General features: G+C 64.0%; 20 protein-coding genes. 12 read left to right on the plus strand and 8 right to left on the minus strand.

Annotated elements, in window-relative coordinates; all coding sequences use genetic code 11:
* Window positions 1-5: 5 nt before the first annotated feature.
* Entirely contained in the window at window positions 6-2654 is a 2649-nt protein-coding gene (locus tag ABD884_RS24070; protein ID WP_345053399.1) for a DUF4118 domain-containing protein, read from the plus strand.
* Window positions 2651-3328: a response regulator gene (locus ABD884_RS24075; protein ID WP_345053403.1), complete on the plus strand. Its 678-nt coding sequence runs from the start codon at window positions 2651-2653 to the stop codon at window positions 3326-3328. Before ABD884_RS24070 ends, ABD884_RS24075 begins: the two co-directional genes overlap by 4 nt.
* On the opposite strand, the gene ABD884_RS24080 is transcribed toward ABD884_RS24075, so the two are convergent.
* Window positions 3318-5198, minus strand: a complete 1881-nt coding sequence (locus tag ABD884_RS24080; protein ID WP_345053408.1) for an ABC transporter ATP-binding protein — start codon at window positions 5196-5198, stop codon at window positions 3318-3320. The genes ABD884_RS24075 and ABD884_RS24080 overlap by 11 nt on opposite strands.
* 98 nt (window positions 5199-5296) lie before the next feature.
* Between ABD884_RS24080 and ABD884_RS24085 the strand changes: the two genes are divergently transcribed.
* Window positions 5297-5755 carry a MarR family winged helix-turn-helix transcriptional regulator gene (locus tag ABD884_RS24085; RefSeq protein ID WP_345053412.1) on the plus strand — a complete coding sequence of 153 codons (459 nt, stop codon included), beginning with the start codon at window positions 5297-5299 and terminating at the stop codon, window positions 5753-5755.
* A gap of 95 nt (window positions 5756-5850) precedes the next feature.
* A complete protein-coding gene (locus ABD884_RS24090) occupies window positions 5851-6363 on the plus strand; it encodes a carboxymuconolactone decarboxylase family protein (RefSeq protein WP_345053416.1) in 513 nt (170 codons plus the stop codon).
* Here the strand turns inward: ABD884_RS24090 and ABD884_RS24095 are convergent.
* The 4 genes from ABD884_RS24095 to ABD884_RS24110 are packed head-to-tail and all read right to left on the minus strand — an operon-like array spanning window position 6344 to window position 9697.
* Window positions 6344-6613 (minus strand): hypothetical protein, encoded by a 270-nt coding sequence (locus tag ABD884_RS24095; protein ID WP_345053420.1) that lies wholly within the window; start codon window positions 6611-6613, stop codon window positions 6344-6346. The genes ABD884_RS24090 and ABD884_RS24095 overlap by 20 nt on opposite strands.
* A gap of 31 nt (window positions 6614-6644) precedes the next feature.
* The gene (locus ABD884_RS24100; RefSeq protein WP_345053423.1) at window positions 6645-7898 is read right to left on the minus strand and encodes a hypothetical protein; all 1254 of its coding nucleotides are present in this window, start codon (window positions 7896-7898) and stop codon (window positions 6645-6647) included.
* Window positions 7888-8649, minus strand: a complete 762-nt coding sequence (locus tag ABD884_RS24105) for a TIGR03943 family putative permease subunit (RefSeq protein ID WP_345053426.1) — start codon at window positions 8647-8649, stop codon at window positions 7888-7890. Before ABD884_RS24105 ends, ABD884_RS24100 begins: the two co-directional genes overlap by 11 nt.
* Window positions 8639-9697: a permease gene (locus tag ABD884_RS24110; RefSeq protein WP_345053430.1), complete on the minus strand. Its 1059-nt coding sequence runs from the start codon at window positions 9695-9697 to the stop codon at window positions 8639-8641. The genes ABD884_RS24105 and ABD884_RS24110 overlap by 11 nt, the downstream gene beginning before the upstream one ends.
* Window positions 9698-10042: 345 nt before the next feature.
* Between ABD884_RS24110 and ABD884_RS24115 the strand changes: the two genes are divergently transcribed.
* Complete coding sequence (locus tag ABD884_RS24115; protein ID WP_345053433.1) at window positions 10043-12577, plus strand: polysaccharide deacetylase family protein; 2535 nt, start codon at window positions 10043-10045, stop codon at window positions 12575-12577.
* A gap of 111 nt (window positions 12578-12688) precedes the next feature.
* On the opposite strand, the gene ABD884_RS24120 is transcribed toward ABD884_RS24115, so the two are convergent.
* The gene (locus ABD884_RS24120; RefSeq protein WP_345053437.1) at window positions 12689-13393 is read right to left on the minus strand and encodes an alpha/beta fold hydrolase; all 705 of its coding nucleotides are present in this window, start codon (window positions 13391-13393) and stop codon (window positions 12689-12691) included.
* Between the two features lie 74 nt (window positions 13394-13467).
* Entirely contained in the window at window positions 13468-15402 is a 1935-nt protein-coding gene (locus tag ABD884_RS24125) for an FAD-binding monooxygenase (RefSeq protein WP_345053441.1), read from the minus strand.
* 221 nt (window positions 15403-15623) lie between these two features.
* Here ABD884_RS24125 and ABD884_RS24130 point away from each other — a divergent pair, with 221 nt between their 5' ends.
* The 6 genes from ABD884_RS24130 to ABD884_RS24155 all read left to right on the plus strand — a co-directional run bounded on the left by ABD884_RS24130 (window position 15624) and on the right by ABD884_RS24155 (window position 22146).
* The gene (locus tag ABD884_RS24130) at window positions 15624-17081 is read left to right on the plus strand and encodes a fumarylacetoacetate hydrolase family protein (RefSeq protein WP_345053446.1); all 1458 of its coding nucleotides are present in this window, start codon (window positions 15624-15626) and stop codon (window positions 17079-17081) included.
* On the plus strand, window positions 17078-17779 hold the full coding sequence (locus tag ABD884_RS24135; RefSeq protein WP_345053449.1) for a GntR family transcriptional regulator: 702 nt from the start codon (window positions 17078-17080) through the stop codon (window positions 17777-17779). Before ABD884_RS24130 ends, ABD884_RS24135 begins: the two co-directional genes overlap by 4 nt.
* Window positions 17780-17838: 59 nt before the next feature.
* Window positions 17839-19365 carry a 5-carboxymethyl-2-hydroxymuconate semialdehyde dehydrogenase gene (gene hpaE / locus ABD884_RS24140; protein WP_345053452.1) on the plus strand — a complete coding sequence of 509 codons (1527 nt, stop codon included), beginning with the start codon at window positions 17839-17841 and terminating at the stop codon, window positions 19363-19365.
* Between the two features lie 110 nt (window positions 19366-19475).
* Window positions 19476-20567, plus strand: coding sequence for a 3,4-dihydroxyphenylacetate 2,3-dioxygenase (gene hpaD / locus ABD884_RS24145; protein WP_345053455.1), 1092 nt, complete (start codon window positions 19476-19478; stop codon window positions 20565-20567).
* A 2-nt stretch (window positions 20568-20569) separates the two neighbouring features.
* Window positions 20570-21355 (plus strand): 2-oxo-hept-4-ene-1,7-dioate hydratase, encoded by a 786-nt coding sequence (gene hpaH / locus ABD884_RS24150; protein WP_345053460.1) that lies wholly within the window; start codon window positions 20570-20572, stop codon window positions 21353-21355.
* Window positions 21340-22146 carry an HpcH/HpaI aldolase family protein gene (locus ABD884_RS24155; RefSeq protein WP_345053463.1) on the plus strand — a complete coding sequence of 269 codons (807 nt, stop codon included), beginning with the start codon at window positions 21340-21342 and terminating at the stop codon, window positions 22144-22146. The genes hpaH and ABD884_RS24155 overlap by 16 nt, the downstream gene beginning before the upstream one ends.
* A 90-nt stretch (window positions 22147-22236) precedes the next feature.
* Here ABD884_RS24155 and ABD884_RS24160 read toward each other — a convergent pair whose 3' ends face one another.
* On the minus strand, window positions 22237-22671 hold the full coding sequence (locus tag ABD884_RS24160) for an acyl-CoA thioesterase (RefSeq protein ID WP_345053468.1): 435 nt from the start codon (window positions 22669-22671) through the stop codon (window positions 22237-22239).
* A 226-nt stretch (window positions 22672-22897) separates the two neighbouring features.
* Between ABD884_RS24160 and ABD884_RS24165 the strand changes: the two genes are divergently transcribed.
* Window positions 22898-23791 carry a cytochrome c oxidase assembly protein gene (locus ABD884_RS24165; protein WP_345053484.1) on the plus strand — a complete coding sequence of 298 codons (894 nt, stop codon included), beginning with the start codon at window positions 22898-22900 and terminating at the stop codon, window positions 23789-23791.

Below are 23791 nucleotides of genomic sequence, written 5' to 3' on the forward strand. Positions count from 1 at the left end.
ACCACATGGCACGGGCAACGCTGCGTATTTTCCTGGGGGCTGCCCCGGGGGTCGGTAAGACCTACGCCATGCTTGAAGAGGCCCACCGGCTGAGTGGACGTGGTGAAGACGTGGTGGTGGCTTTCGCCATGGACCATGGGCGCGGCGACACCCGCGCCTTGATGGACGGCTTGGAAGTCATTCCGCCGCACACCATCACGTACCGGGACACGAGCTTCCAAGAGATGGACGTTGACGCGGTCTTGGCACGCAAGCCGCGCACCGCCGTCGTCGACGAATACGCCCACTCGAATATTCCCGGAAGCCGCAATCCGAAGCGCTGGCAGGACGTCGAGGAACTGCTCGACGCCGGTATCAACGTCCTCTCCACCGTCAACGTCCAGCATTTGGCGTCGCTCGGCGACGTCGTCACCGCCATCACGGATGTCCGGCAGGCGGAGACAGTGCCCGACGACGTGGTGCGGCGCGCGGACCAGATCCACCTTGTGGACATCTCGCCGGAGCTGCTGCGGCAGCGGCTGGGCGACGGGAAGATCTATTCGGCGGACAAGATCGACGCCGCGCTGTCCAACTATTTCCGGCTCGGCAACCTGACCGCATTGCGGGAACTGGCCCTCCTCTGGCTCGCCGACCGCGTGGACGAAGGACTGGCCAAGTACCGTTCGGAGCAAGGGATCGAGGCGAGCTGGCCCGCCCGGGAACGGATCGTCATCGGCCTCACCGGCGGTCCCGAGGGGGAAGTCCTCATCCGGCGCGCCGCCCGGATCCTCAAACGGGTGAACGGTGGCGACTTGCTCGCAGTGCACGTCCGCGCGGCCGATGGCGTGGCGTCGGAATCGCCGCAGGCTTTGGAAGCCCAGCGCTTGTTGGTCCGGGATCTGGGCGGGAGCTACCACACGGTGGCAGGGGAGGATCCAGCCAAGGCGTTGCTCGATTTCGCCCGCAGCGTTAACGCGACCCAGATCGTCGTCGGGATTTCCCGGCGACGGACCCTGGTGGGGCGGCTGACCGGCCGGGGAATCGGCAACCGGGTGGTGCGGGACTCCGGTGATATCGACGTGCACATGGTGTCGCATCCTTTGGGCGGCAGGGGAGTCGACCGGACGAAGCAGCGTGACCTCGGCCGCACTCGAGTCACCTTGGGTTTTGCGCTGGCCGTTGTCCTTCCCATTGTTCTGCAGCTTCTGCTGGCTGCGAGCCCTTCGCACAACATTGCGACGGCCGTCCTTGTCCAGCTCACGGGCTCTGTTGCCGTGGCGTTGCTCGGCGGACTGTGGCCGGCACTGCTGGGCGCCCTGTGGAGCAGCCTGTTGGTGAATTTCTATTCCATACCGCCCGAGGGCACCCTGACCATCAGCGATCCGGAGAACATCCTGGCATTGCTCGTGTTCGTGGGCGTTTCCGTCGCTGTAGCCGCAGTGGTGGACGTCTCGGCCCGGCGTTCCAAGGAAGCCGCCCGGGCCAGGGCCGAAGCCACCACCCTGGGCGACCTCACCCGGGGTGCATCGAGCGCCGAAGACACCGTGGAAGGACTCTTGAAACAGGCACTGGACGTCTTCCAGATGCGCGGGGCGGCGCTGTTCAGGACCGCCGGCGCGGGTTCCACTGGTGGGACGGCCGGCGGCTGGAGGCTCGTCGCAAGAGCGGGGGAGGCGGCACCCTTCTCGCCCGACGGCGGCGACAACACCGAACAGATCGACGCCGGAACCCGGCTGGTCCTGTCCGGCCGGATCCTGCCTGCGAGCGACCGCCGGCTGCTCAGCGCATTCGGCGCGCACCTTTCGGCCCAGCTTGAACGGCGGCAATTGGCCGTTAGCCGCCGTGAAGTCATGCGCTTGGCGGAGAGCAACACCATGCGCACCTCCATCCTGCGCGCGGTCTCCCATGACCTGCGGACTCCACTGGCCGGGATCAAATTGGCCGTGGGCGGCCTGCGGCAAAGAGACGTCCACTACACGCCCGAGGAAGAGCAGGAACTGCTGGCGACCATCGAGGAATGCTCGGACCGGCTCGACGTCCTGGTGGGGAACCTCCTGGACATGTCCCGCATTACCTCGGACTCGGTGAACGCCCTCATCCGCCCGGTGCGCTGGTACGAAGTGATTCCGGCCGCCCTGCATGGCGTACCGCAGGGAAGGGTCCGCGTTGACCTGCCCGGGAACATGCCGGAGATCGATGCCGACGCCGGGATGCTGGAACGCGTCATCGCCAACATCGTGGAGAACGCCATCAAATACGCTCGGGATTCCGACGTAGTGCTGGTGGGAGCCGCGGGCGGCTTCAGCTCTTCGACATTGAACGGGAAACCGGCGGGAGAACTGCGCATCATCGATCACGGGCAGGGCGTCCCGGCTGAAAGCGTTGTCAGGATGTTCCAGCCATTCCAACGGCTTAACGACGTCCCTTCCACCACCGGGGTTGGCTTGGGGCTCGCCGTGGCCAAGGGATTCACGGAGGCCATGGGCGGAACCCTCACCGCTGAGGAGACACCGGGTGGCGGCTTGACCATGGTGATCCGGCTTCCCCTCTCCACCGGGGCGACGTTCCCGCACGACTCAGCGCAGGCTCCCTTGGAAGCGCAATCGGTGCTCTTGGAGCGCCGCCACATGCCGCCGTCGGGCAGTCCGGATGACGTTTCCCGGGAGGCGAGATGAGCAACGTCCTCGTGGTGGACGACGATCCGCATATCGTCAAGGCGCTGCGGATAACGCTCCAGGCCCACGGTTACAAGGTGGCTACGGCGTCCGACGGCGAATCGGCCTTGCGCTCGGCAGCGAAGCATCCGGTGGGCGTCCTGATCCTGGACCTGGGCTTGCCGGACATCGACGGAACCACGGTCATCACGCGTCTGCGTGCGTGGAGCAGCGTGCCCATTCTGGTCCTCTCCGCCCGCCACGGCTCCGAAGACAAGGTCGAAGCCCTCGATGCCGGCGCGGATGACTACATCACCAAACCGTTCGGCCTCGATGAGTTGCTGGCGCGCCTCCGGGCGGTCCTGCGGCGTACCGCGGACCCGGGCGAAGAACAGCCCGTACTGGTCACCGAGTCGTTCACCGTGGACTTGGCCATGCGGCGGGTGACGCGAGACGGCGAGGATGTCCGGCTCACGCCGACGGAGTGGCGGATCCTGGACCTCTTCGTGCGGAATCCGGAGAAACTCATCACCCAGCAGCAGCTCCTCAGCGAGGTCTGGGGTCCGGCCTACGCCAAGGAAGCCAACTACGTGCGCGTGTACATGGCCCAGCTCCGCCGGAAGCTTGAATCGGAGCCGGGGAACCCGCGCCACCTGATCACCGAGGTGGGGATCGGGTACCGGTTCATGCCGTGAGTCCGGCCAGGGCTTCTTCAGTTTCACTGCCCTCGGCAAGCCGGGTCTCGGCAAGCCGTGCGTAGGCGCCGCCGGCATCGCGAAGCTGGCTCGGAACTCCGAGCTCGACGATCGCACCACCGGCCAGGACCGCCAGCTGATCTGCCTTCTCCACGGTGGAGAGCCTGTGGGCGATGGTGAGCGTCGTCCGGCCAACGGCCAGCCGATCGAGCGCCGCTTGGACCTGGGCCTCGGTGGCGTTATCCAGGGCGGAGGTAGCCTCGTCGAGGACCAGCACTTTGGGGTTGCGCAGGATGGTGCGGGCAATGGCCAAACGCTGCTGCTCTCCGCCGGAAAACCGGTGGCCCCGGGCGCCGACCATCGTCTCCAGGCCGTCGGCCAGTCCCCCGATCAGGTCCGCGATCTGCGCGGAGGCCAGTGCGCTCCACAAGAGTGCGTCGTCCGCCTCGGGTGCGGCCAGCAGCAGGTTCTCCCGGATGGTGTCATGGATAAGGTACGTCTCCTGGGACACGACGCCCACGATTTTCGTCAGGGTCTCCGGGGCGATGTCGCGGACATCCACGCCGTCGATGGTGATCCGTCCGGTAGTGACGTCATGCAGGCGGGGGACCAGCGAGCCCAGCGTCGATTTCCCGGAACCTGTGGGCCCCACGATTGCGGTGCTGGTCCCGGCCGGGAGCGTAAGGTTGATGCCGCGCAGAACGTCAGTGCCGCCGTCGTACGCGAAACGGACGCCCTCAAAGCGGACTTCGCCGCGCACAGCGGCCGGATCCAGCGGCACGGGCTGCGCCGGGGCCGTGATCTCGGGAGTCAGGTCCAGGTATTCAAAGATGCGGCTGAACAGGGCCATCGCGGTGACCCATTGGACGCCGAGGTCCAGCAGGCTCATCACGGGGCGGAAGATGGCGGATTGCAGCGCGGTGAACGCCACGAGCGTGCCGATGGTCATGCCTCCGCTGGTGACGGGTAGTCCAGCGGCCAGGTAGATGAGCGCCGGAATGGCCGAGAAGATGATGCCCATGGTGGACATCCGCCAGCGGCCGGCCAGTTGGGAACGCATCTCCAGGCCGATCAGCCGTTTGGAGCTTTCCGTGTAGTGGTGGGCGTCGCGCTTGGTGGTTCCGAGGGTTTTGGAAAGCCGGACGCCGGAGACCGACAGCCCTTCCTCCACCTGCGTGTTCATGGTGGCCAGTTCGCTCTGCAGCGTGGACGTGATGTTGCGCCGGAGCAGGGCCACCCGGCGGGTGAACCAGACAGCCGGCGGGATCACTATCAGCGAGAGGAGCGAGAGCCCGGGTGAAATGGCCACCATTGCGATGGCGGTGGCAATAGCCGTGGTCAGGTTGGAGGCAACACCGGTCGCGGTGGACGTGATGACCTGCTGCAGGCCGGAAATGTCGTTGTTCAACCGCGACTGCACCTCGCCGCTGCGGGTCCGGGTAAAGAATCCCAGTGATTGCTGCTGCAGGTGGGTGAACAAGCGCGTGCGCAGCGAGTGCATGATCTTCTGCCCCATGCCGGTGGTCATCCAGGTCTGCAGCACGCCAATGAGCGCGGTTGCGGCTGCCACAGCGATCAATCCGGCGGCAAGCCACGCGAGAAGCGGCAGATCCTTGCCGGGCAGTGCGACGTCGATGATGTGGCGGACCAGGAACGGCTGCGCCAGGCCGATGATGCTGGAAGCGCTAATGAGAAGCACGACGACGGCTATGGTCGCCTTGTGCGGCGCGAACAGTCCGGCAATCCGGTTGAGGCTCACGGGATGCTGTTTCAGTTGGCCGCGATCGGCGGGATTGAGGCGCGCAGGACCACGACCGGGATTTCGGGAGCCGGAGCCTGATCCATGGGGATTGGGGGTGTTCTCCGTCATAAGCACCACCTCCAGTGGTGAACGGGCACGGGATTCGTGCTTCTAATACAGAGGTTACCTCACTATGTGGTTACGGGTCAAATTGTTAGACTAGCTGCATGCACTCACAGCCCTCCGACCCTGCCGACCTCGGCGACCTCTTTCATGCCGCCTTCCGAGGGCTGCGCCGGACCTGGGCCGAGCAACTGTCGCCTTGGGAGCTGACGCCGCACCAATGGCGGGCGCTCATGACCCTGATGCGAAGGCGGGATGCCACGGCGGGAATCGACGCACCGGCTGGGAACCCCATGCGACTGAAGGACCTCGCGGAATGGCTGCGTATTGCACCACGTTCCGCCACTGAGGTAGTGGACCAGCTCGAGCTCAAGGGTCTCGTGTGCCGAACCGCCGATCCCACGGACCGTCGCGCCACCCTGCTCGCCGCCACGGCAACAGGGCAGGAACTCTTTGCGAAAATCAGTGCCGAACGGCGTGGCAAGTCTTCCGAGTACTTTGCCCGGCTCAGTGCAGGGGATCGTGCCGAACTGGCCCGGATCCTGGAGCAGTTGGGCGATTGAGCCCGTCTGGCGGCGCGTGTCCTGCAGCTCGCCGGTCGGGCGGACTTGCCGCACCTGAACTCCTAAGTTGACGCGCAGTAGGTAGAGTCGAGCCCATGACTAGTCGGAGGGTTCGAGGTGCATTCGTCTGGGAACGGCCCGAGTTGGCCAATCGAGACCGGAGCCTCAATACCGTTCCTTGTCTTGTGACGAGCGGCAGCTCCGAACAGCTTTTTGGGCACCTGCGTCTTGCCAAGGCCAACGGACTGAGCGAGGCCGAATTGAGCGAGGCGATTACGCACCTGACGTTCTACGCGGGCCGGCCGAAGGCGATGTCCGCCATGGCCGGAAGTCAGGCTCTCGGGGGTTGCCCTTGGAGGAAGGCAATCTGCGCACGGGCGGCTGCGATGAGCTCCTCATTAGTGTTGGCGTGGCCGTTGAGGCCCCAGCGACACTGTAATTGCCTGGCGCCGCGGATATTCCGTGGCGCCGCCCGTATTCGGGGGTCGTCAGACCTTTTCCGTGTCGGCTGGCCATTTCCGCGTCGCCAGGCGCCTGCCGGGACCCGGGACGCGCCCCGAATCACCCGTTTTTCCTCTGGGCAATCATTTAGGGGTCTTCCGGCTTGACCTCCTTGGCGGTGCGGTTCTTTGGCCGGTGCGGCATGATGGGCTCGGACGCGAAGCGTCCTGGGCCGCTCCACATTGAGGGCGGGGCGTCGATTGCGTAGGCGACTTCTTCGTAGTTGACGCGCCAGCCCCTGAAATGGGGCCACGCTTGTTCCGCGCTCACCTCCACCGGGTAGTCGACGGTTCGCAGGAGTTCCACTGCGGCTTGGAAGTCTTGGAATTTCACGTCGAGTTCGGCAGACACGTTCACGGCCGCCGAGCCGTCCGTTTGCCCAGTTCGTTCAGCCGCACCAGCTCGGGAGAAACCCGGGAACGCTTTTCAGGATGGTGCCAGATTTCAGGTCCACGAGGTCTGTCCGCATGGGGGACGGTTCGGGGCGGACGGGATATTGGTCGCCGACATATTGCGGGGCGGCCGTTTCGACGGCGAGGTAGTCACGCGCCGGAGAAACGCATACATCCAGGAGGCGGGACCATTCGGCTGCTGGCTGGTAGAGCACGCGAGTGCCGTTCTTGTCGGTGAGAGTAATGTCAGAGGTCTCCTTCCCGGCGTCGTACTTTCTCACCACCTGCGCGTACTGGCCGGAACTATCGAGGACCAAGGGCTGGCCGTCGGCGGTGGTGCCGCTTTTGGTGTTGTCGGGCGGAGCGCCTCCCGCGAGGGGCAGCGGCGCGAGGGCGCCGTTGGAGAGATTGATGATCGAGTACCGCGGCGGGTCAATGCCCACCTTCAACCCCGGGTCGCTCACGGCGAGCTCGTTCGTTCCGGGGAACCCGAGGATCCCCGCGTGCGTCCCCAGGGGCGATACTTTGCCGCTGTCCAGCGGGTCAATGAGAAACGTGGACCCGTCATCTGTCCGCGCAACCAATGTGGCCGCTCCCGGGACAAATCGCCAGTCCGCGGCTGAGACAGGACCGTGGATTCCCTGGACCGCCTGCGGACCCGCAGACGGATCATTGATGTCGTAGACGAAGAGTGTATTCCAGTACTGCCCGGTGGTGGACGAAGCGGTGAAAGTGAAACCTATGAGGTGATTGGATCCCGCTGCGTGAAGATTGCCCACGGTCCCCAGGCTCGGCAACGGAACAAGCGTGGGCGGCCCGCCCGTGAGGGGGACGATCTCGAGCGAACTCGTGTTGTCGTCATTGAGTGTGACGACGGCGAGGGCGGAGGGGAGGGCGGCATACTCCTGGATGCGGTGGGCGCTGACGACGACAGTGCCTTGGTCGCTCCCGGAGAGGCTTGTGCCAAGGATGGTGTCCGGCTTCTTCAGCCCCGTGTTGTCTTTCGCGGTTTCCCTTTGCAGGCTGTACAGGGCGAACGCCGCGGGGGTGGCGGAGTGGGCGAGGGCCGAGGTGGAGTTAGGGTGCGGCAGCTTCGAAAGGTCCGCGGCGGTCAGGCCGCCGGCAAGGAGGGCGAGGATCACGATGGTGCCGTAGAGGCGACGGGCGAAGCGGCGTCCGGCCAGGAGCTCGGCCGCGGCCGCGATGGCTGCAGCCCGTTTGGCCGAGACGGGACGGCGCTTAGTAGACATAGGGCTGCGCCGGCTGTGTCGTGGGGGTGATGGAATCCGGCATCAAAACGATTGCCTCGCGGCTGGTGGGGTTGGGATTGGCCCGGAAGCTGCTGGTGATTGTGACCCAGCTGTCGGTTTTGTACTGGTCCTGCCACCCGGGGTGATAGACGGGAACGCCAATCGGTTGGGCATCAACTGCACAGCAGGTCACCACAAATCGGGCCACGAAGAAAACATTGGAATCACTCTTATCGGGGGTGATAAAACCGGTGACGGTGGCGGTCTTGTCGGCGAAAAAGTCCTGCCCGGCACCGGAACGAAGCAACGACGCCCAGTCCCTCACCGTGAAAGCGGAGTAGTCTCCCTTGCTCGGCAGCGCGGGTGCTTTCAGCGTGAGGGCGGACGCTGAGCCGTTGAGGTCGCGCTGGGCGACAGTTGCCGTGGTTAGGGTCGACGGCGGCAGGATCAGCAAGGCGACGATCGCGGCGATGATGGTCAGCACGCTTCCGACGGGCCACAGCCAGCCCCACCGGGAATCGCTCTCCTCGTCGTGTTCGTGGTCGTGCCGGTCCTGGACCGTGGGAGCAAATGCGAAGGCCGCCAGGGCAAGGACGGCGGCGATCACTGCCATGATGATCGTGAACACGAAATATCGTGGATGGATATACAAGGCAAGCTGCCCCGTCAGACCCAGCCAGATTGTGGCGATGAGGCCGATCAGGCTGAGAACCACACCTTGCCAGCGGGCTACGAGGCGCCTAATGACCATAATTGACCGCCAATCCGAGGACGGCCGCGCATAGCGCAACCAGAAGGCTGAGCTGAAGGAGGGTTTTCGCGGTGAAGGTTGTCCGCATCAGGGCGAGCATTTTCACGTCGATCATCGGACCGAAGACGAGGAAGGCCACGATGCCTCCCGGCATGAACGTTGCTCCGAACGAAAGGATAAAGAAAGCATCCACGTTTGAGCAGATCGCGACGACGAACGCCAACAGCATCAACGCCAGGACAGACCAGACCGGATTGCTGCCCAGAGTGACCAACACTTCGCGGGAGACGGCAACCTGGATCAGCCCCGCCATCCCTGCACCAATGAACAAGGCAGGCATCATCGCGCGCGTCTCCTGAGAGAACATCTGCACGCTGCGCCGCACCTTACCGGCCGAGCCGCGCTGGTGGTCCGCCACGGTACATGTCTCCTGGAAGCGAGTGGTCAGCAGCTCCTGGGGGCGCGGATGCCTGCTGTAGATCCAGCCGACAAGGTTTGCAATAAAGAAACCACCAAGGACCCGGGAGACCAGGATGCCGTTGTCCCAGCCAAACGCCTGCGCTGTGGTGACGATGGTCACGGGGTTCAGGATGGGGGCTGCGAACAGGAAAGTCATCGACTCCGCAACCGTGAGGCCCTTGACCACCAAGCCCCGAGCCAAGGGAACATTCCCGCACTCACAGACCGGTAGCAGCATGCCCAGAAGCGAAAGGACCAGCCTCCGCAAGAGCGGGCTCCGTGGTAGGCGACGCAGCAGGACGCCGTCCGGCAACCAGACCTGGACGGCGATCGAGAGGACAATCCCGAGGAAAACGAAGGGAAGGGACTCGATGACCACACTGATTGACAGCGTGGCAAAGTCGCGGGCGGCGTCGGGAAGTACAAAGGATTCTGACGCCCGCGGGGCGAGCACCCGCACGACCGCGAAGAGCGCAACGATGGCGAGGCCGACGACCAGCCGGACAACAGATTTCGACGCAAAGCCGCGGGCCGGGTTCTTGTGCTCGTGTGCAGGCTGTTCGCGTTTGTCGACTGCAGGCAGCGTCACAAGCACTCCTTACTCCTCGGACCCGGTCGGGCGAGCCTGACCGAAAGGGGCTGCGAAAAACGACTGTACACGCCGGTTGCGTGGGCGACTAGCCCGTCTGCACTGCGGCTTTCGACGCTGAGCGTCTCTCCTTACTTGATGCCGGGGGGATACCCGTGAAACTAGAGTGGTGGCCCCGAAAGACAGGTAGCGGCCACTCAATCCGATGCTTGGAAACGAAAGTAGCTTGGGAGCGTCGGCCACCGGAGCGTTCAGGTGGCGGAGAGAATGCCCGTTCAGGTTCGTTCGGGCCATATCCTGGCAGGACGTGGGGACGAGCCGAAGTTGTGAATCGAGTTCGGTCCCATGCAACGATCCAGGCAGAGCGATACGCTATTCCAACAAACCTCTGCGGGGGCGGACCGGTGGACGGTTGCTTCGGTCCCGGAACGGGGCTGGCCATGGAAAATTCACAGAACCCACTGGACCGCCGCCGCTGCCATGGGCACGGCGTTATTTGTTCTGGCGACATTCTTCAACGTGGTCCTGCTGGCACCGGCGGCCCAGGCGGCCAGCCTCGTCACCGTGACCCTTACGTTCGATGATGCCCACGTCGATCAGATGGCTGCCGCGGCCTACATGAACTCCAAAGGCCTTCACGGAACGTTCTATACGCCGTCAGGCTTTCTAAACTCCGACAGCCTGCACATGACAACTGCGCAGGCTCTCGCGCTTCAGGCAGCGGGAAATGAGATTGGGGGACACATCATCACCCACCCCGACCTCGCCCAAGCTGACGCGGGTGAGGTTACCCGGCAGGTTTGCGATGACCGCACAAACCTGACAAACATGGGGTTGCGCGTAACGAACTTTGCATACCCATACGCCTCGTCAACCCCGGCTATAGAGACCATTGTTCAAGGTTGCGGATACAACAGCGCTCGTGGACTGGGTGATATCGCTAGCCAGATTCCTGCATCAGCGGGTATGCCCCTCGCCGAGACCATGCCTCCCGCGGACCCCTATCTCACGAAGGCGCCGGACCAAGTCGACAGCACATGGACGCTGCAGAATTTGGAGGACCTGACGCTCAAAGCCGAGCCGGCCGGCGGCTGGATGCAATACACCTTCCACCACATCAACGTCGCGAATAACCCGCTCAACGTGACTACCGCAAACTTCAATTCCCTCATTGATTTTCTGGTGGCCGAGCAGGCTGCGGGACGGATCATTGTCAAAACCGTCGACCAAGTGATTGGCGGCACTGTAAAGACCAATCCGGCCGGCCCGCCGCCGCCTGCGCCCATTACGTCCGGAAATCTGCTCCGTAATCCCGGATTTGAGACCGCCGGCCCTGTCGTGGGAGGGGCGCCTTCGTGTTGGGTTCCGGGAGGCTACGGCAACAACACCTATACCTACAGCACGGTGGCCGCGGCCCACACCGGGACCGCTGCCGAACAACTGGTGATGACCACCTACGCGGACGGTGACGCCAAAATACTGCCACCACTTGATACGGGCCAATGCACCCCAACGGTAACGCCGGGCAAGAGATACACGATGTCGGCTTGGTACAACTCGACGACGAATACCCAATTCGAGCTCTACTACAGACTGGGCCAGGGCAACTGGCAGTACTGGACGTCGAGTCCGCTCTATCCTGCCTCCGCGGCCTACACCCAGGTCACCTATACCTCTCCACCCGTGCCTGCCGGTGCCACTGCCATGACTATGGCCCTGACCCTTACCAGCTTGGGAACGCTGGTTACGGACGACTACAGCCTCACGGAAGCAGTGCTACCGCCCGGCGCGTTCCAGCCCTTGACGCCGATGCGATTGCTCGACACCAGGATCAGCAGCGGCCCCGTGGCTCCCAACGGGACAGTCTCATTCCAGGTCGGTGGAGTGAACGGAATACCGGCAAGCGTGTCGGCGGTGACCTTTAACCTGACGGTCGCGAACACAACATCATTCGGGTTCGTCACGGCCTACGCCTCTGGCACTGCGAGACCTAACGCATCCAACGTGAACTATGCCACCGGACAAATCGTCCCGAACCGCGTCACGGTTCCTGTTGGGGCAGATGGCAAGGTCACGCTGTACAACCAGTCCACCGGCACCGCCCAGCTGATCGCCGATGTTTCCGGGTATTACGTCGCTGGAACAGCTGCTGCCGCCGGAGCCTTCCAAGCCATCGCGCCAACCAGGTTCCTTGATACAAGGAGCACCCCCACGCCGGTGGCTCCGAACGGAACCGTATCGTTCCAGGTGGGCGGAGCCAGCGGAATTCCGGCAAGCGTTTCGGCGGTGACCTTTAACCTGACGGTCGCGAACCCAACTTCATTCGGGTTCGTCACGGCCTACGCCTCTGGCACTGCGAGACCTAACGCATCCAACGTGAACTACGCCACCGGACAAATCGTCCCGAACAGCGTCACGGTTCCGGTTGGAGCAGATGGCAAGGTCACGCTGTACAACCAGTCCACCGGCACTGCGCAACTCATAGCCGATGTTTCGGGATACTACCTGGCAGGCGTAGCAACGCTCCCGGGTACGTTCCAGCCGATCGCCCCAACGCGGTTCCTTGATACAAGGAACACCACGGCTGTGCCGGGGGACGGAACAATCTCGTTCCAAGTAGGTGGAGTTGGAGGTGTCCCGGCGACCGCGGCAGCGACGGTCTTCAACCTCACAGTTGCCAATCCGACATCGTTCGGTTTTGTTACGGCCTATCCCTCGGGAGCAGCCCTCCCGAATGCCTCGAACCTGAACTACGCTACCGGACAGATTGTCCCTAATAGCGTCGCTATTCCAATAGGACCAGATGGAAAGGTCAATCTGTACAACCGTTCCTCCGGTACCGCACAACTCATCGCGGACGTCTCGGGGTATTTCCTCTAAGCAAGGCGCACGAACGACCCCCACCAACAAAATCGGCGGGGGTCGTTCCGTGTCTGGACGTCCGTATTGGGGGAGTCTTGCTCAAACCTGGCCGTCCGGGCGGCGGGCGCCCTATCCCGTCCGCTCAACCGCAGCGAGAATGGCTTTCCCGAGTTCAACCGGTTTGGTGAATTGGGGCCAGTGTCCGGTAGGCACATCCATGAATTCGACGTCGTTGATGCGTGCGAGCTCGGCCACAAAGGGGTGGCCCGAGTCGATCCATTCGGCGAGCAGGCTTGAGGGGAACTCGCACGCGATGATGGTTGCGGGGACGTCGTAGCGGCGAACATCATGCAAGTGCTGCTTGTCCGTGGCGACATTTTTTGGCTCCGGGATGGCGCGGGCGCGGAAGTCGGTCCGCAGCTCTTCGTTGAGGTCCACAAGGTCTTCATCCTCGAAAAGCTCCCAAGGGGGCAAAGGCACGGCGTCGCCCTCAGCAGGCAGTTCGTCGTTGATGACACCGCCTTCGCCGAGCGGGCCACTGTCCACGTAGACCGCCCGGACTACACGGTCCGGGCGGGCGTCGACGGCGCCGTGGATGATGGCACCCCCGCCGGAGTGGCCAACCAGGACCACGGGATTGCCGACTGCGTCCACAGCCGCCACTACTGCGTCGATGTGGTCCCTGAGGCCGATGCCGGACCTGGGGGCGTCAATGGCCTCCAGTCCAGGGAGGGTAAGCGGGTGCACCGTGTGGCCCGCAGCAACGAGCGGCGGCGTGACCTCCGACCACGACGAGGCGTCCAACCAAAATCCGGGAACCATGATGATGTCCATGCCGGTACCCTACGACGAGCTACGGACAGAATGAACCCGTTCGCAGGTCAATCGAGGCGGCCCGCTCCAACGGTTCACACTGTTTCGGACGCTCCGACGCGAAGGAGCGGTGCGAAGAACGCGGCGAGCTCCGCCGTCGCGGTCAAGGGCAGCACGTTCGCCACGTACTGGTCCGGACGCACCACCACCACCACGCCGCCACGGTCCAGGCCACGCAACTCAAAGATGTCCGCCGTCGGATCCGTGGCGTAGACGTTCTCGAGGTAGCTGAGCTTGAACGGCCCCACTTGCGGCTTGAACGCCGACGGCACGGCGCCGATTTCAACGCCCGTGTGATCCTGCTGGTAGATCACCTTCACGTCGAACCATGCGTCCCGGTCAGCACCCGACGGCGTTGCGGCCAGCGGTGAGTCCGGTGAGTTCGTGATCCACTCGGCAAAGTCGGCGACGGGCGCCCCGTGTGCCGTTTCCTGTTGTGCCGTTCCGGCGGATGCCGTTCCGGCGGATGCCGCGTCAGCGAAGACGTAGATCCGCCAGCGGCCGTCCGCCTTGGCCTGGTGGCCGAGCTGCAGCGGGTTGGTGTCGCAGACCCGGATCACGGGCGCCGACTTGAAGCGTTTCCCGATGGTGAAGCCGGTTGCTAGGCCTTGGTGTGCTGGCTCGGCGATGAGTCGCGAGGGGGCGTACTGGGTCATGAAACCGGCGGGGAATTCGGCGGTGCTGACATAGAAGTCCTCAAGCTCGGAGGGGTTTTCGAATTCCTCGGGCTTCTTCGCCATGAGCGTGGACCACTGTTTGTCGAAGTCGATGAGGTTCTTCGCGATTACCTGGCGTTCGGCCGAGTACGTGGACAGCAGGCTCTCCGGACTGCGGCCCTCCAGCACGTGCCCGAGCTTCCACGCCAGGTTGAAGCCGTCCTGCATGGAAACGTTCATGCCCTGCCCGGCTTTGGCGCTATGGGTGTGGCAGGCATCGCCGGTAATGAACACACGCGGCGTGCGGGTGCCGCGCCCGTCCGGCAGGACGTCGTCGAACCTGTCCGTGAGGCGGTGGCCCACTTCGTACACGCTGTGCCAGGCGACGTTTCGCACATCGAGGGTGTACGGATGGATGATTTCGTTGGCCTTGGCGATAATCTCCTCGATGGAGGTGTTGCGGACGGCGCCCTTGTCATGGGAGTCGACCTCGCCGAGGTCCACGTACATGCGGAAGAGGTGCCCGCCTTCGCGCGGGATCAGCAGGATGCTGCCTGCCTCGCCCTGGATGGCACACTTCAAGCGGATGTCCGGGAAGTCCGTGACGGCAAGGACGTCCATGACGCCCCAAGCATGGTTGGCTTGGTCGCCGGCGAGCGTGCAGCCGATCGACTCCCGCACCTTGCTGCGTGCGCCGTCAGCGCCGACGACGTATTTGGCCCGGACAACGCGCTCTTGGCCCGCGTGGGGACCGGCCGTGTGGAGGAGCGTCACGGTGACCGGGTAGTCGCCTTCGCCGGTGACGTTGAGGCCGCGGAACTCGTAGCCGTAGTCGGGTGACATGCGGGTGGGGGAGTTCGCCATGAACTCTGCGAAGTAGTCCAGTACGCGGGCCTGATTGACGATGAGGTGAGGGAACTCGCTGATGCCCATTTCGTCGTCGACGGCGCGGGCCGCCCGGTTGATGCGCGAGGGGTCGGCGGGGTCCGGCTTCCAGAATGCCATCTCGGTGATCCGGTACGCCTCTGCGATGATCCGCTCGGCGAAGCCGAAGGCCTGGAAGGTCTCGACACTTCGGGCTTGGATGCCGTCCGCCTGGCCAATCGCGAGCCTCCCGTCGCGGCGCTCCACGATCCGTGTGGTGATGCCCGGGAACTGGGACAGCTGTGCGGCGGCGAGCATACCCGCGGGCCCGCTGCCGACGATGAGCACATCGACCTCGTCGGGAAGGTCTGCTGGTCGGTTGATTCCGACGCCGGCAACCGCTTGGACTCGCGGGTCACCGGATACGTATCCGTGGTGATGGAACTGCACGGGCTTTTCCTCACTTCGTTGTGTGGTGGTCTATCGTCTTCGAGTTCGATAATGGAACGCAAAGTTCTATTATCGAAACAACTCCTTGATCCAAGACTCTACGGCAGGTGTGGCGCAGGTTACAAGTGATCCCGGAAGTGCCCGAGAGTACGGGGTTGACGACCCGAAATTCCTGGGTAATAGTTATCGTATACGATTTCGTACTCGATGAGGAGTGAAACTTGGAACAGGTCACCGACCACACCCTGGCCGCGGCCCGCAAGGTCATCGCGGTGCATATCAACTACCCCAGCCGGGCAGCGCAGCGCGGCCGCACACCGGAACAGCCCTCGTATTTCCTGAAGCCTTCGTCGTCCCTTGCGCTCAGCGGGTCACGGGTGGAGCGCCCGGCCGGCTGTGAACTCCTTGGTTACGAGGGCGAGATTGCGCTGGTCATTGGCAAGACCGCCCGCCGGGTCGGTGTTGAGGATGCCTGGGGCCATGTCGGCTGGGTCACGGCGAGCAACGACCTCGGCGTTTACGACCTCCGCTACGCGGACAAGGGCTCCAACCTCCGCTCCAAGGGCGGGGATTGCTTCACGCCGGTGGGCCCGGGGCTGATCCCGGCGGCCGACGTCGACCCCTCCGCGCTGCGGATCCGCACCTGGCACAACGGCGAACTGGTCCAGGACGACACCACCGAAGACCTCCTGTTCCCTTTTGCACGCCTCGTCGCTGATCTTTCCCAGCTCCTCACGCTCGAAACCGGCGACATCATCCTGACCGGCACCCCGGCCGGGGCGTCGGTCGCGAAGCCGGGTGACGTCGTCGAGGTCGAGGTCACCGCAGGCGGCCTCAGCAGCGGCCGCCTGACCACCACCGTGACGGAGGGTACGACGGCGTTCGCGGACTTCGGTGCCCGGCCCAAGTCCGATGACACCCAGCGGGAGGAAGCGTACGGTTCGCGGGAAGCGGCGGGCTTGCCTCCTGTGGAAGGCATCGTTCCGGTCCTGAGCCCGGAGCTGAAGAAGAAACTGGAAGGCGTCGCCACGGCCACCCTGTCCTCCCAGTTGCGCAAGCGCGGGCTGAACAACGTGAGTATCGACGGTCTGCAGGCCACCCGCCCGGACCGTCGCGTCGTCGGTCTGGCCCGGACCCTGCGGTACGTTCCCAACCGCGAGGATCTGTTCACAACCCATGGCGGTGGTTTCAATGCGCAGAAGAAGGCGATCGATTCCGTGAACGAGGGCGAAATCCTGGTCATGGAAGCCCGGGGCGAGAAGGGCACCGGGACCGTGGGGGACATCCTGGCCCTGCGTGCCCAGGTCCGGGGTGCTGCGGCCATCATCACCGACGGCGGGGTGCGCGACTACACGGCGGTGGCAGGACTGGACATGCCCACCTATTTCGCCAATCCGCACCCGGCCGTGCTCGGCCGACGCCACATCCCGTGGGACACGGACATCACCATCGCCTGCGGCGGCGCCACGGTCCAGCCCGGGGACATTATCGTGGCGGATTCGGACGGCATCCTGGTGATTCCGCCGGCCGTCGCCGAAGAGCTCGTGGACGATTGCATCGAGCAGGAGAAGGAAGAGGCCTTTATTTTCGAGATGGTCAAGCAGGGCAACAGCGTGGACGGTCTCTATCCGATGAACGCGCAGTGGCGTGCCCGCTACGAGCAAACGAGCCCAAAGTGACTGAAACCGCCGTCGGGAGCGTCGCCGCGGGCGAGAAGACCGGGAGCAAGTCCGAGCAGGCTTATGCGGCCGTGAAAGCGCGCATCGTGGAGGGTACCTACACCCCGGGTTACCGGCTGGTACTGGCCAAGATTGCCGAGGATCTGGGCGTCAGCGTGGTCCCGGTCCGGGAGGCCATCCGCCGACTGGAGGCCGAGGGGCTCGTGAAGTTCGAGCGGAATGTCGGCGCTACCGTGTCCGGGATCGACCCGACCGAGTACCTCTATACGATGCAGACCCTGAGCATCGTCGAAGGGGCGGCGACCGCGTTGTCCGCACCGCTGATCGGCGCGGCGGACATAGCCCGGGCCCGTGCGGTGAACGCGCAGATGCGGGACTGCCTGGAGCATTTCGATCCGGTCCGCTTCACGGCTTTGAACCAGGATTTTCACGGCGTCCTCTTTGAACACTGCCCCAATCCGCACATCCTGGACCTCGTGCACCGGGGCTGGAACCGGCTCGCGTCGATCAGAGCCTCGACCTTTCGCTTCGTCCCCGGCCGCGCCCAGGAATCCGTACAGGAACACGATGCGCTGCTGCAGCTCATCGAGTCCGGTGCCGATTCCGACACCATCGAACAGGCCGCCCGCCGCCACCGCAGCGCCACCCTGGAAGCGTACCTCGCCCAAAGCAACGCGGGGTCACTTAGCGCCCATTAGACGGCCCAACTTAGGCCGTAAGTGACCCCGCGTTGCGACTAGTACTAAGGAAAGAAACAATGACGTTCACTGCACCAGAAACCACCACTCATTACGTCCCGAAGGACCTTCCCACCCATATCCAGCACTTCATCAACGGCCAGTTCGTTGACTCGGTCAGTGGGGCGACCTTCGACGTCCTGGACCCGGTATCCAACAGCAACTACGCCACCGCCGCCGCCGGCCAGAAGGAAGACATCGACCTCGCCGTGGCCGCGGCGCGCGAAGCTTTCGTGAACGGTCCGTGGCCGAAGATGAAGCCGCGCGAACGTGCCCGGGTCCTGAACAGGATCGCCGACGCCGTCGAAGCCCAGGAAGAGCGTCTCGCTGAACTCGAGACCTTCGACACAGGCCTGCCGATCACCCAGGCCAAGGGCCAGGCGCTGCGTGCGGCGGAGAACTTCCGCTTCTTCGCGGACCTGATCGTGGCGCAGTTCGACGACGCCATGAAGGTCCCTGGCGCCCAGATCAACTACGTGAACCGCAAGCCGATCGGCGTCGCGGGCCTCATCACGCCGTGGAACACCCCGTTCATGCTCGAGTCCTGGAAGCTCGCCCCGGCCTTGGCCACGGGCAATACCGTGGTCCTCAAGCCAGCCGAGTTCACCCCGCTTTCGGCCTCGCTCTGGGCGACCATCTTCAAGGACGCCGGCCTGCCCGACGGCGTGTTCAACCTGGTCAACGGCCTGGGCGAGGAAGCCGGCGACGCCCTCGTGAAGCACCCGGACGTGCCGCTGATCTCCTTCACAGGCGAGACCACCACGGGCCAGACGATCTTCCGCAACGCCGCCGCCAACCTCAAGGGCCTGTCCATGGAACTTGGTGGGAAATCCCCGTGCGTCGTATTCGCCGACGCCGACCTGGACGCCGCGATCGATTCGGCACTGTTCGGGGTCTTCTCACTCAACGGGGAACGATGCACCGCCGGCTCCCGCATCCTGGTCGAACGTGCCATCTACGAGGAGTTCTGCGAAAAGTACGCCGAGCGCGCGAAGAACATTGTCGTCGGGGACCCGCACGACCCCAAGACCGAGGTCGGCGCTCTCGTCCACCCCGAGCACTATGCCAAGGTGGCCTCCTACGTGGAGATCGGCAAGACCGAAGGCCGGCTGCTCGCCGGCGGCGGACGCCCGGAACACCTGCCCGAAGGGCTCAACAACAGCAATTACATCGCACCGACGGTGTTCGCCGACGTCGCGCCCGAGGCGCGGATCTTCCAGGAGGAGATCTTCGGTCCCGTCGTCGCGATCACCCCGTTCGAGGACGACGACGAAGCGCTCGCCCTGGCGAACAACACCAAGTACGGCCTGGCGGCCTACATCTGGACCCAGAACCTGACCCGGGCCCACAACTTCGCCCAGAACGTCGAGGCCGGCATGGTGTGGCTCAACTCCCACAACGTGCGGGACCTGCGTACCCCGTTCGGCGGCGTCAAAGCCTCGGGCCTGGGTCACGAAGGTGGCTACCGCTCCATCGATTTCTACACCGACCAGCAGGCCGTGCACATCACCCTCGGCACCGTCCACACCCCCAAATTCGGCGCCTAGCGTCTGCTAGCCCAACTAGCTCGCACTTGTTGTCGTTCTGAGCCTCCAAAACGACGACAACTGCCAGTCAGTTGGGTGTTGAAGACCCCTTTCAAAGAAGAGAGAACCCCATGAACAAGCAAGTTCCACAGGACAATGTCATCCCCAAGCCCTCCGTTCCGGCCCCGGACATCGTCCGCTGCGCCTACATGGACATCGTGGTCACGGACCTCGCCAAGTCCCGCGAGTTCTACGTGGACCTCCTGGGCCTGCACGTCACCGAAGAAGACGAGAACACCATCTACCTGCGCTCCCTGGAGGAGTTCATCCACCACAACCTGGTGTTGCGCAAGGGACCGATCGCTGCCGTCGCAGCGTTCGCCTACCGGGTAAAATCCCCGGCCGAAGTGGATGCTGCCGAGGCCTACTACCGGGAGCTTGGCTGCCGGGTTGAGCGCCGCAAGGACGGTTTCACCAAGGGCGTCGGCGATTCCGTCCGCGTCGAGGACCCGCTGGGCTTCCCCTACGAGTTCTTCTACGACGTGGAGCACGTCGAACGCCTCACCCAGCGCTACGATCTGTACACCGCCGGTGAACTGGTCCGCCTGGACCACTTCAACCAGGTCACCCCGGATGTCCCGCGGGGCCGGAAGTACCTTGAGGACCTGGGCTTCCGGGTTTCGGAAGACATCAAGGATTCCGACGGCGTCACTTATGCCGCGTGGATGCACCGCAAGCAGACCGTGCACGACACCGCCCTGACCGGCGGCGACGGCCCGCGCATGCACCACGTCGCGTTCGCCACGCACGAAAAACACAACATCATCCAGATCTGCGACAAGATGGGCGCCCTGCGCATCAGCGACCGGATCGAACGCGGCCCCGGCCGGCACGGCGTCTCCAACGCCTTCTACCTGTACATCCTGGACCCGGACGGCCACCGGATCGAGATCTACACCCAGGACTACTACACCGGGGACCCGGACAACCCGGTGATCACTTGGGACGTCCACGACAACCAGCGTCGTGATTGGTGGGGCAACCCCGTGGTCCCCTCCTGGTACACCGAGGCCTCCCTCGTCCTGGACTTGGACGGGAACCCGCGGCCCATCACCAAGCGCGAGGACAAAAGCGAAATGGCTGTCACCGTCGGCGCCGACGGCTTCTCCTACACCCGCGAACCGGGCGAGGAAGTCGGCTTCAAACTCGGAGCGCAGCTGTAGCCATGCTCGATGCCAAGACGATAGAGGCCATCGCCGATGAACTCCTCGAGGCCGGCCGGTCCCGGACCCCGGTTCCGTTGTTGACTGCCCGGTATCCGGGCATGACGGTGGAGGATTCCTATGCCGTGCAGCGGTTGTGGCGGCGCCGGAACGAGGAGGCGGGCCGGAAGTTGGTGGGGCGCAAGATCGGGCTGACGTCCAGGGCGATGCAGGCGGCCACGGGCATCACGGAACCGGACTACGGCGCGATTTTTGATGACATGGTCCTGGAAACGGGCTGCTCGGTGGCTTGGGACCGGTACACGCACCCCCGGGTGGAGGTGGAGTTGGCGTTCGTGCTCAAGAAGGACCTTTCCGGCCCGGGTTGCACCATCTTCGATGTTTTGAACGCGACGGACTATGTGGTTCCGGCCTTGGAGATCCTGGATTCGAGGATCGAGATGGAGGGCCGGACCATCGTGGACACCATCTCTGACAACGCGGCCATGGGCGCCATGGTGATCGGCGGCAACCCGGTCAAGCCCGACGCCGTGGACCTGCGCTGGATCTCGGCGATCCTGTATAAGAACCAGACCGTGGAGGAAACCGGCGTCGCGGCCGGGGTCCTGGACCACCCGGCGAACGGTGTGCATTGGCTGGCAAACAAGATCGCCGCGCACGGGGACGGGATGAAGGCCGGGGACATCATCCTCGCCGGTTCCTTCACCCGGCCGATGTGGGTGCACAAGGGAGATACCGTCCACGCAGACTACGGAAACCTGGGAGTCATCACATGCCGCTTCGAGTAGAGGACACCTTTCGCGATGCTTTAGCCGCTACGCACCGCCCGCTCGTGGGCATGTGGGTGTGCTCCGGCAGCCCGCTCATCGCCGAACTGTGCGCCGGGGCCGGGCTGGACTGGCTGCTGATCGACGCCGAACACAGCCCCAACGACCTCGAATCGATCCTGGCCCAGCTCCAGGCCGTCAACGGCTACCCGGTCCACACCCTGGTCCGGCCGCCGGTGAATGAGACTGTGCTGATCAAGCAATACCTGGACCTGGGCGTGCAGAACCTGCTCATCCCCATGGTGAACTCCGCGGACCAAGCCGAGGCTGCCGTCGCTGCGACCCGCTACCCACCACACGGGGTCCGCGGTGTCGGCTCGGCCCTGGCACGGTCCGCACGCTGGAACCGGATCCCGGACTACCTCACCCGCGCCAACGAGACCATCAGCCTCACCGTCCAGATCGAAACCAGCGCGGCCGTGGCTGCGGTCGAGGAGATCCTGGCGGTCGAGGGCGTCGACGGCATCTTCCTGGGGCCATCCGACCTCGCCGCGTCCCTGGGACTGCTGGGCCAGCAGGAGCACCCGAAGGTGCGCGCCGCCGTCGAGCACTGCCTTTCTGCGGCGAAGACGGCAGGCAAACCTGCCGGCGTGAACGCTTTCAACGAGGGCACGGCCCGGGCGTATATGGCCGCGGGCGCGTCCTTTGTGCTGGTCGGCGCCGATGTCGCGCTGCTCGCCCGCGGCACGGAAGCCCTCGCCGACAAGTTCATCCCCGCAACCCCCGACGGCGCAGCGCCCGCCAGCTACTAAGTCTCCATTTGGCTCACAGGTTCCCAACTAGCTCGCAGTTGTTGTCGTTTTGAGCCCCCAAAACGACAACAACTGTCAGCTAGTTGGGGCTCAGTCCTCTTGAAGGGCTCGCGTCAGGTGGTGCGTGGGGATGCGGTCGCGCTCGTAGGTGATCTCGGTATAGCCGTGCGGTTCCGGCCGACCATCGCGGCCGAGGTTGACGAATACTATTTCCTCGATGGTCAGGATGCTCTCGCGGGTGATCATGTTGCGCACCTCCGCTCGCATGGTCAGCGATGTCCGGCCAAAGCGAACTGCAGTCAGGCCCATTTCCACCAAATCGCCCTGCACCGCTGAGCTGACGAAGTTGATTTCGGAGATGTACTTGGTGACCGCGCGGCCGTTTCCGAGTTGGAGGATCGCGTAGATAGCTGCTTCCTCGTCGATCCATTTCAGAAGGCTTCCACCGAAGAGAGTGCCGTTGGCGTTGAGGTCCTCCGGACGTATCCATTTGCGGGTTCGGAACGTGATGTCGGCCTTTTCCATAATGCGAGATTAGCCGAGGCCGGGCGCCCACGTCTTCTGCGGCGTGCCATGGTGAGCGCGACTCCGTAACATGGATACGGTGCACCCGGTTCAGCTCACGACACGAAACGCCGATTCGCGCACCATGCGGCACGCCGGGAACACGCTGGAGGAAGACCATGAAGATCGATAAAACCCACAATAAGGCCGGGCTGACCGCCCAGCCTTCCGGCCGGGACTGCTGATCATGCCACCATTGGACGTTGTGCTGGGATCCTGGTCCATGAACTGGCCTGCCTCGGTCATTCTCATTGCCGCCGCCATCTTGTATTCAAAAGGCCTGGTGGCCGCCAAACGCCGGGATATCCGCTGGCCCTGGTGGAACTCCATTGCCTTTTTTGTCCTTGGCCTGGGTAGTTTCGCTGCCTTGAGCTTTGGATTCCCGGGCACCTACAGCCACGACCTGCGGTGGGCTTTCACCCTCAAGGTGACGTCATACCTGTTTGTGGTTCCGTTGTTGATTGCCTTGGGAAAGCCCCTGACGCTTGCGCGGCAGACCCTGGGCCCCCTCGGCGCAGCAAGGGTGGAAGCGGTCCTCGGCCACAGGCTCGTCCGCATGCTCAGCAACACGCTCGTGGCGGCCTTTCTGGGTCTCGCCATGTTCACCCTGTTCTTGACCCCGTTCTTCTACGTGCTCCGGACCAACCCAGGCGCCGACGTCGTCCTGACTTTGCTGGTGCCTGTCATGGGACTCTTCATGACAGTTCCGATCATGGAAGACGGTGCAGGGCGCGCGGGGTCACTCATTGTGGTCGAGTTCATCTTTGTGTTCATCGAGTTGCTCGCCGACGCCGTGCCGGGAGTCCTGATGCGGCTCAGCCCGGGAATTCTCGACGGCGCCACCTCGATCTTGGGCAACCATCCAGCCTGGTTCCCCTCACCGCTGCGCGACCAACAACTCGCCGGAGACCTGATGTGGTTCCTCGCGGAGACCGTTGACCTCCCGCTCATCATCCTGATGTTCGTCCGATTCTCACGCAGCGACAGACACGAAGCCCGGAGCTTCGATGACCTCAGCGACGACGAAATCGAAGCCCTGAACCGGGCGCATTTAGGGCAGGGTGGCCGAAGCCTGAATTGA

The organism is Arthrobacter methylotrophus (assembly GCF_039539965.1).
GTDB lineage: Bacteria > Actinomycetota > Actinomycetes > Actinomycetales > Micrococcaceae > Arthrobacter > Arthrobacter methylotrophus.

Coding starts and splice junctions, on each gene's coding strand:
- ABD884_RS24080 (WP_345053408.1), bottom strand. CDS start 5,198: ATGACGGAGAACACCCCCAATCCCCATGGATCAGGCTCCGGCTCCCGA.
- hpaE (WP_345053452.1), top strand. CDS start 17,839: ATGACGTTCACTGCACCAGAAACCACCACTCATTACGTCCCGAAGGAC.
- ABD884_RS24100 (WP_345053423.1), bottom strand. CDS start 7,898: ATGTCTACTAAGCGCCGTCCCGTCTCGGCCAAACGGGCTGCAGCCATC.
- hpaD (WP_345053455.1), top strand. CDS start 19,476: ATGAACAAGCAAGTTCCACAGGACAATGTCATCCCCAAGCCCTCCGTT.
- ABD884_RS24160 (WP_345053468.1), bottom strand. CDS start 22,671: ATGGAAAAGGCCGACATCACGTTCCGAACCCGCAAATGGATACGTCCG.
- ABD884_RS24075 (WP_345053403.1), top strand. CDS start 2,651: ATGAGCAACGTCCTCGTGGTGGACGACGATCCGCATATCGTCAAGGCG.
- ABD884_RS24105 (WP_345053426.1), bottom strand. CDS start 8,649: ATGGTCATTAGGCGCCTCGTAGCCCGCTGGCAAGGTGTGGTTCTCAGC.
- ABD884_RS24090 (WP_345053416.1), top strand. CDS start 5,851: ATGACTAGTCGGAGGGTTCGAGGTGCATTCGTCTGGGAACGGCCCGAG.
- ABD884_RS24070 (WP_345053399.1), top strand. CDS start 6: ATGGCACGGGCAACGCTGCGTATTTTCCTGGGGGCTGCCCCGGGGGTC.
- ABD884_RS24165 (WP_345053484.1), top strand. CDS start 22,898: ATGCCACCATTGGACGTTGTGCTGGGATCCTGGTCCATGAACTGGCCT.
- hpaH (WP_345053460.1), top strand. CDS start 20,570: ATGCTCGATGCCAAGACGATAGAGGCCATCGCCGATGAACTCCTCGAG.
- ABD884_RS24085 (WP_345053412.1), top strand. CDS start 5,297: ATGCACTCACAGCCCTCCGACCCTGCCGACCTCGGCGACCTCTTTCAT.
- ABD884_RS24155 (WP_345053463.1), top strand. CDS start 21,340: ATGCCGCTTCGAGTAGAGGACACCTTTCGCGATGCTTTAGCCGCTACG.
- ABD884_RS24115 (WP_345053433.1), top strand. CDS start 10,043: ATGCAACGATCCAGGCAGAGCGATACGCTATTCCAACAAACCTCTGCG.
- ABD884_RS24120 (WP_345053437.1), bottom strand. CDS start 13,393: ATGGACATCATCATGGTTCCCGGATTTTGGTTGGACGCCTCGTCGTGG.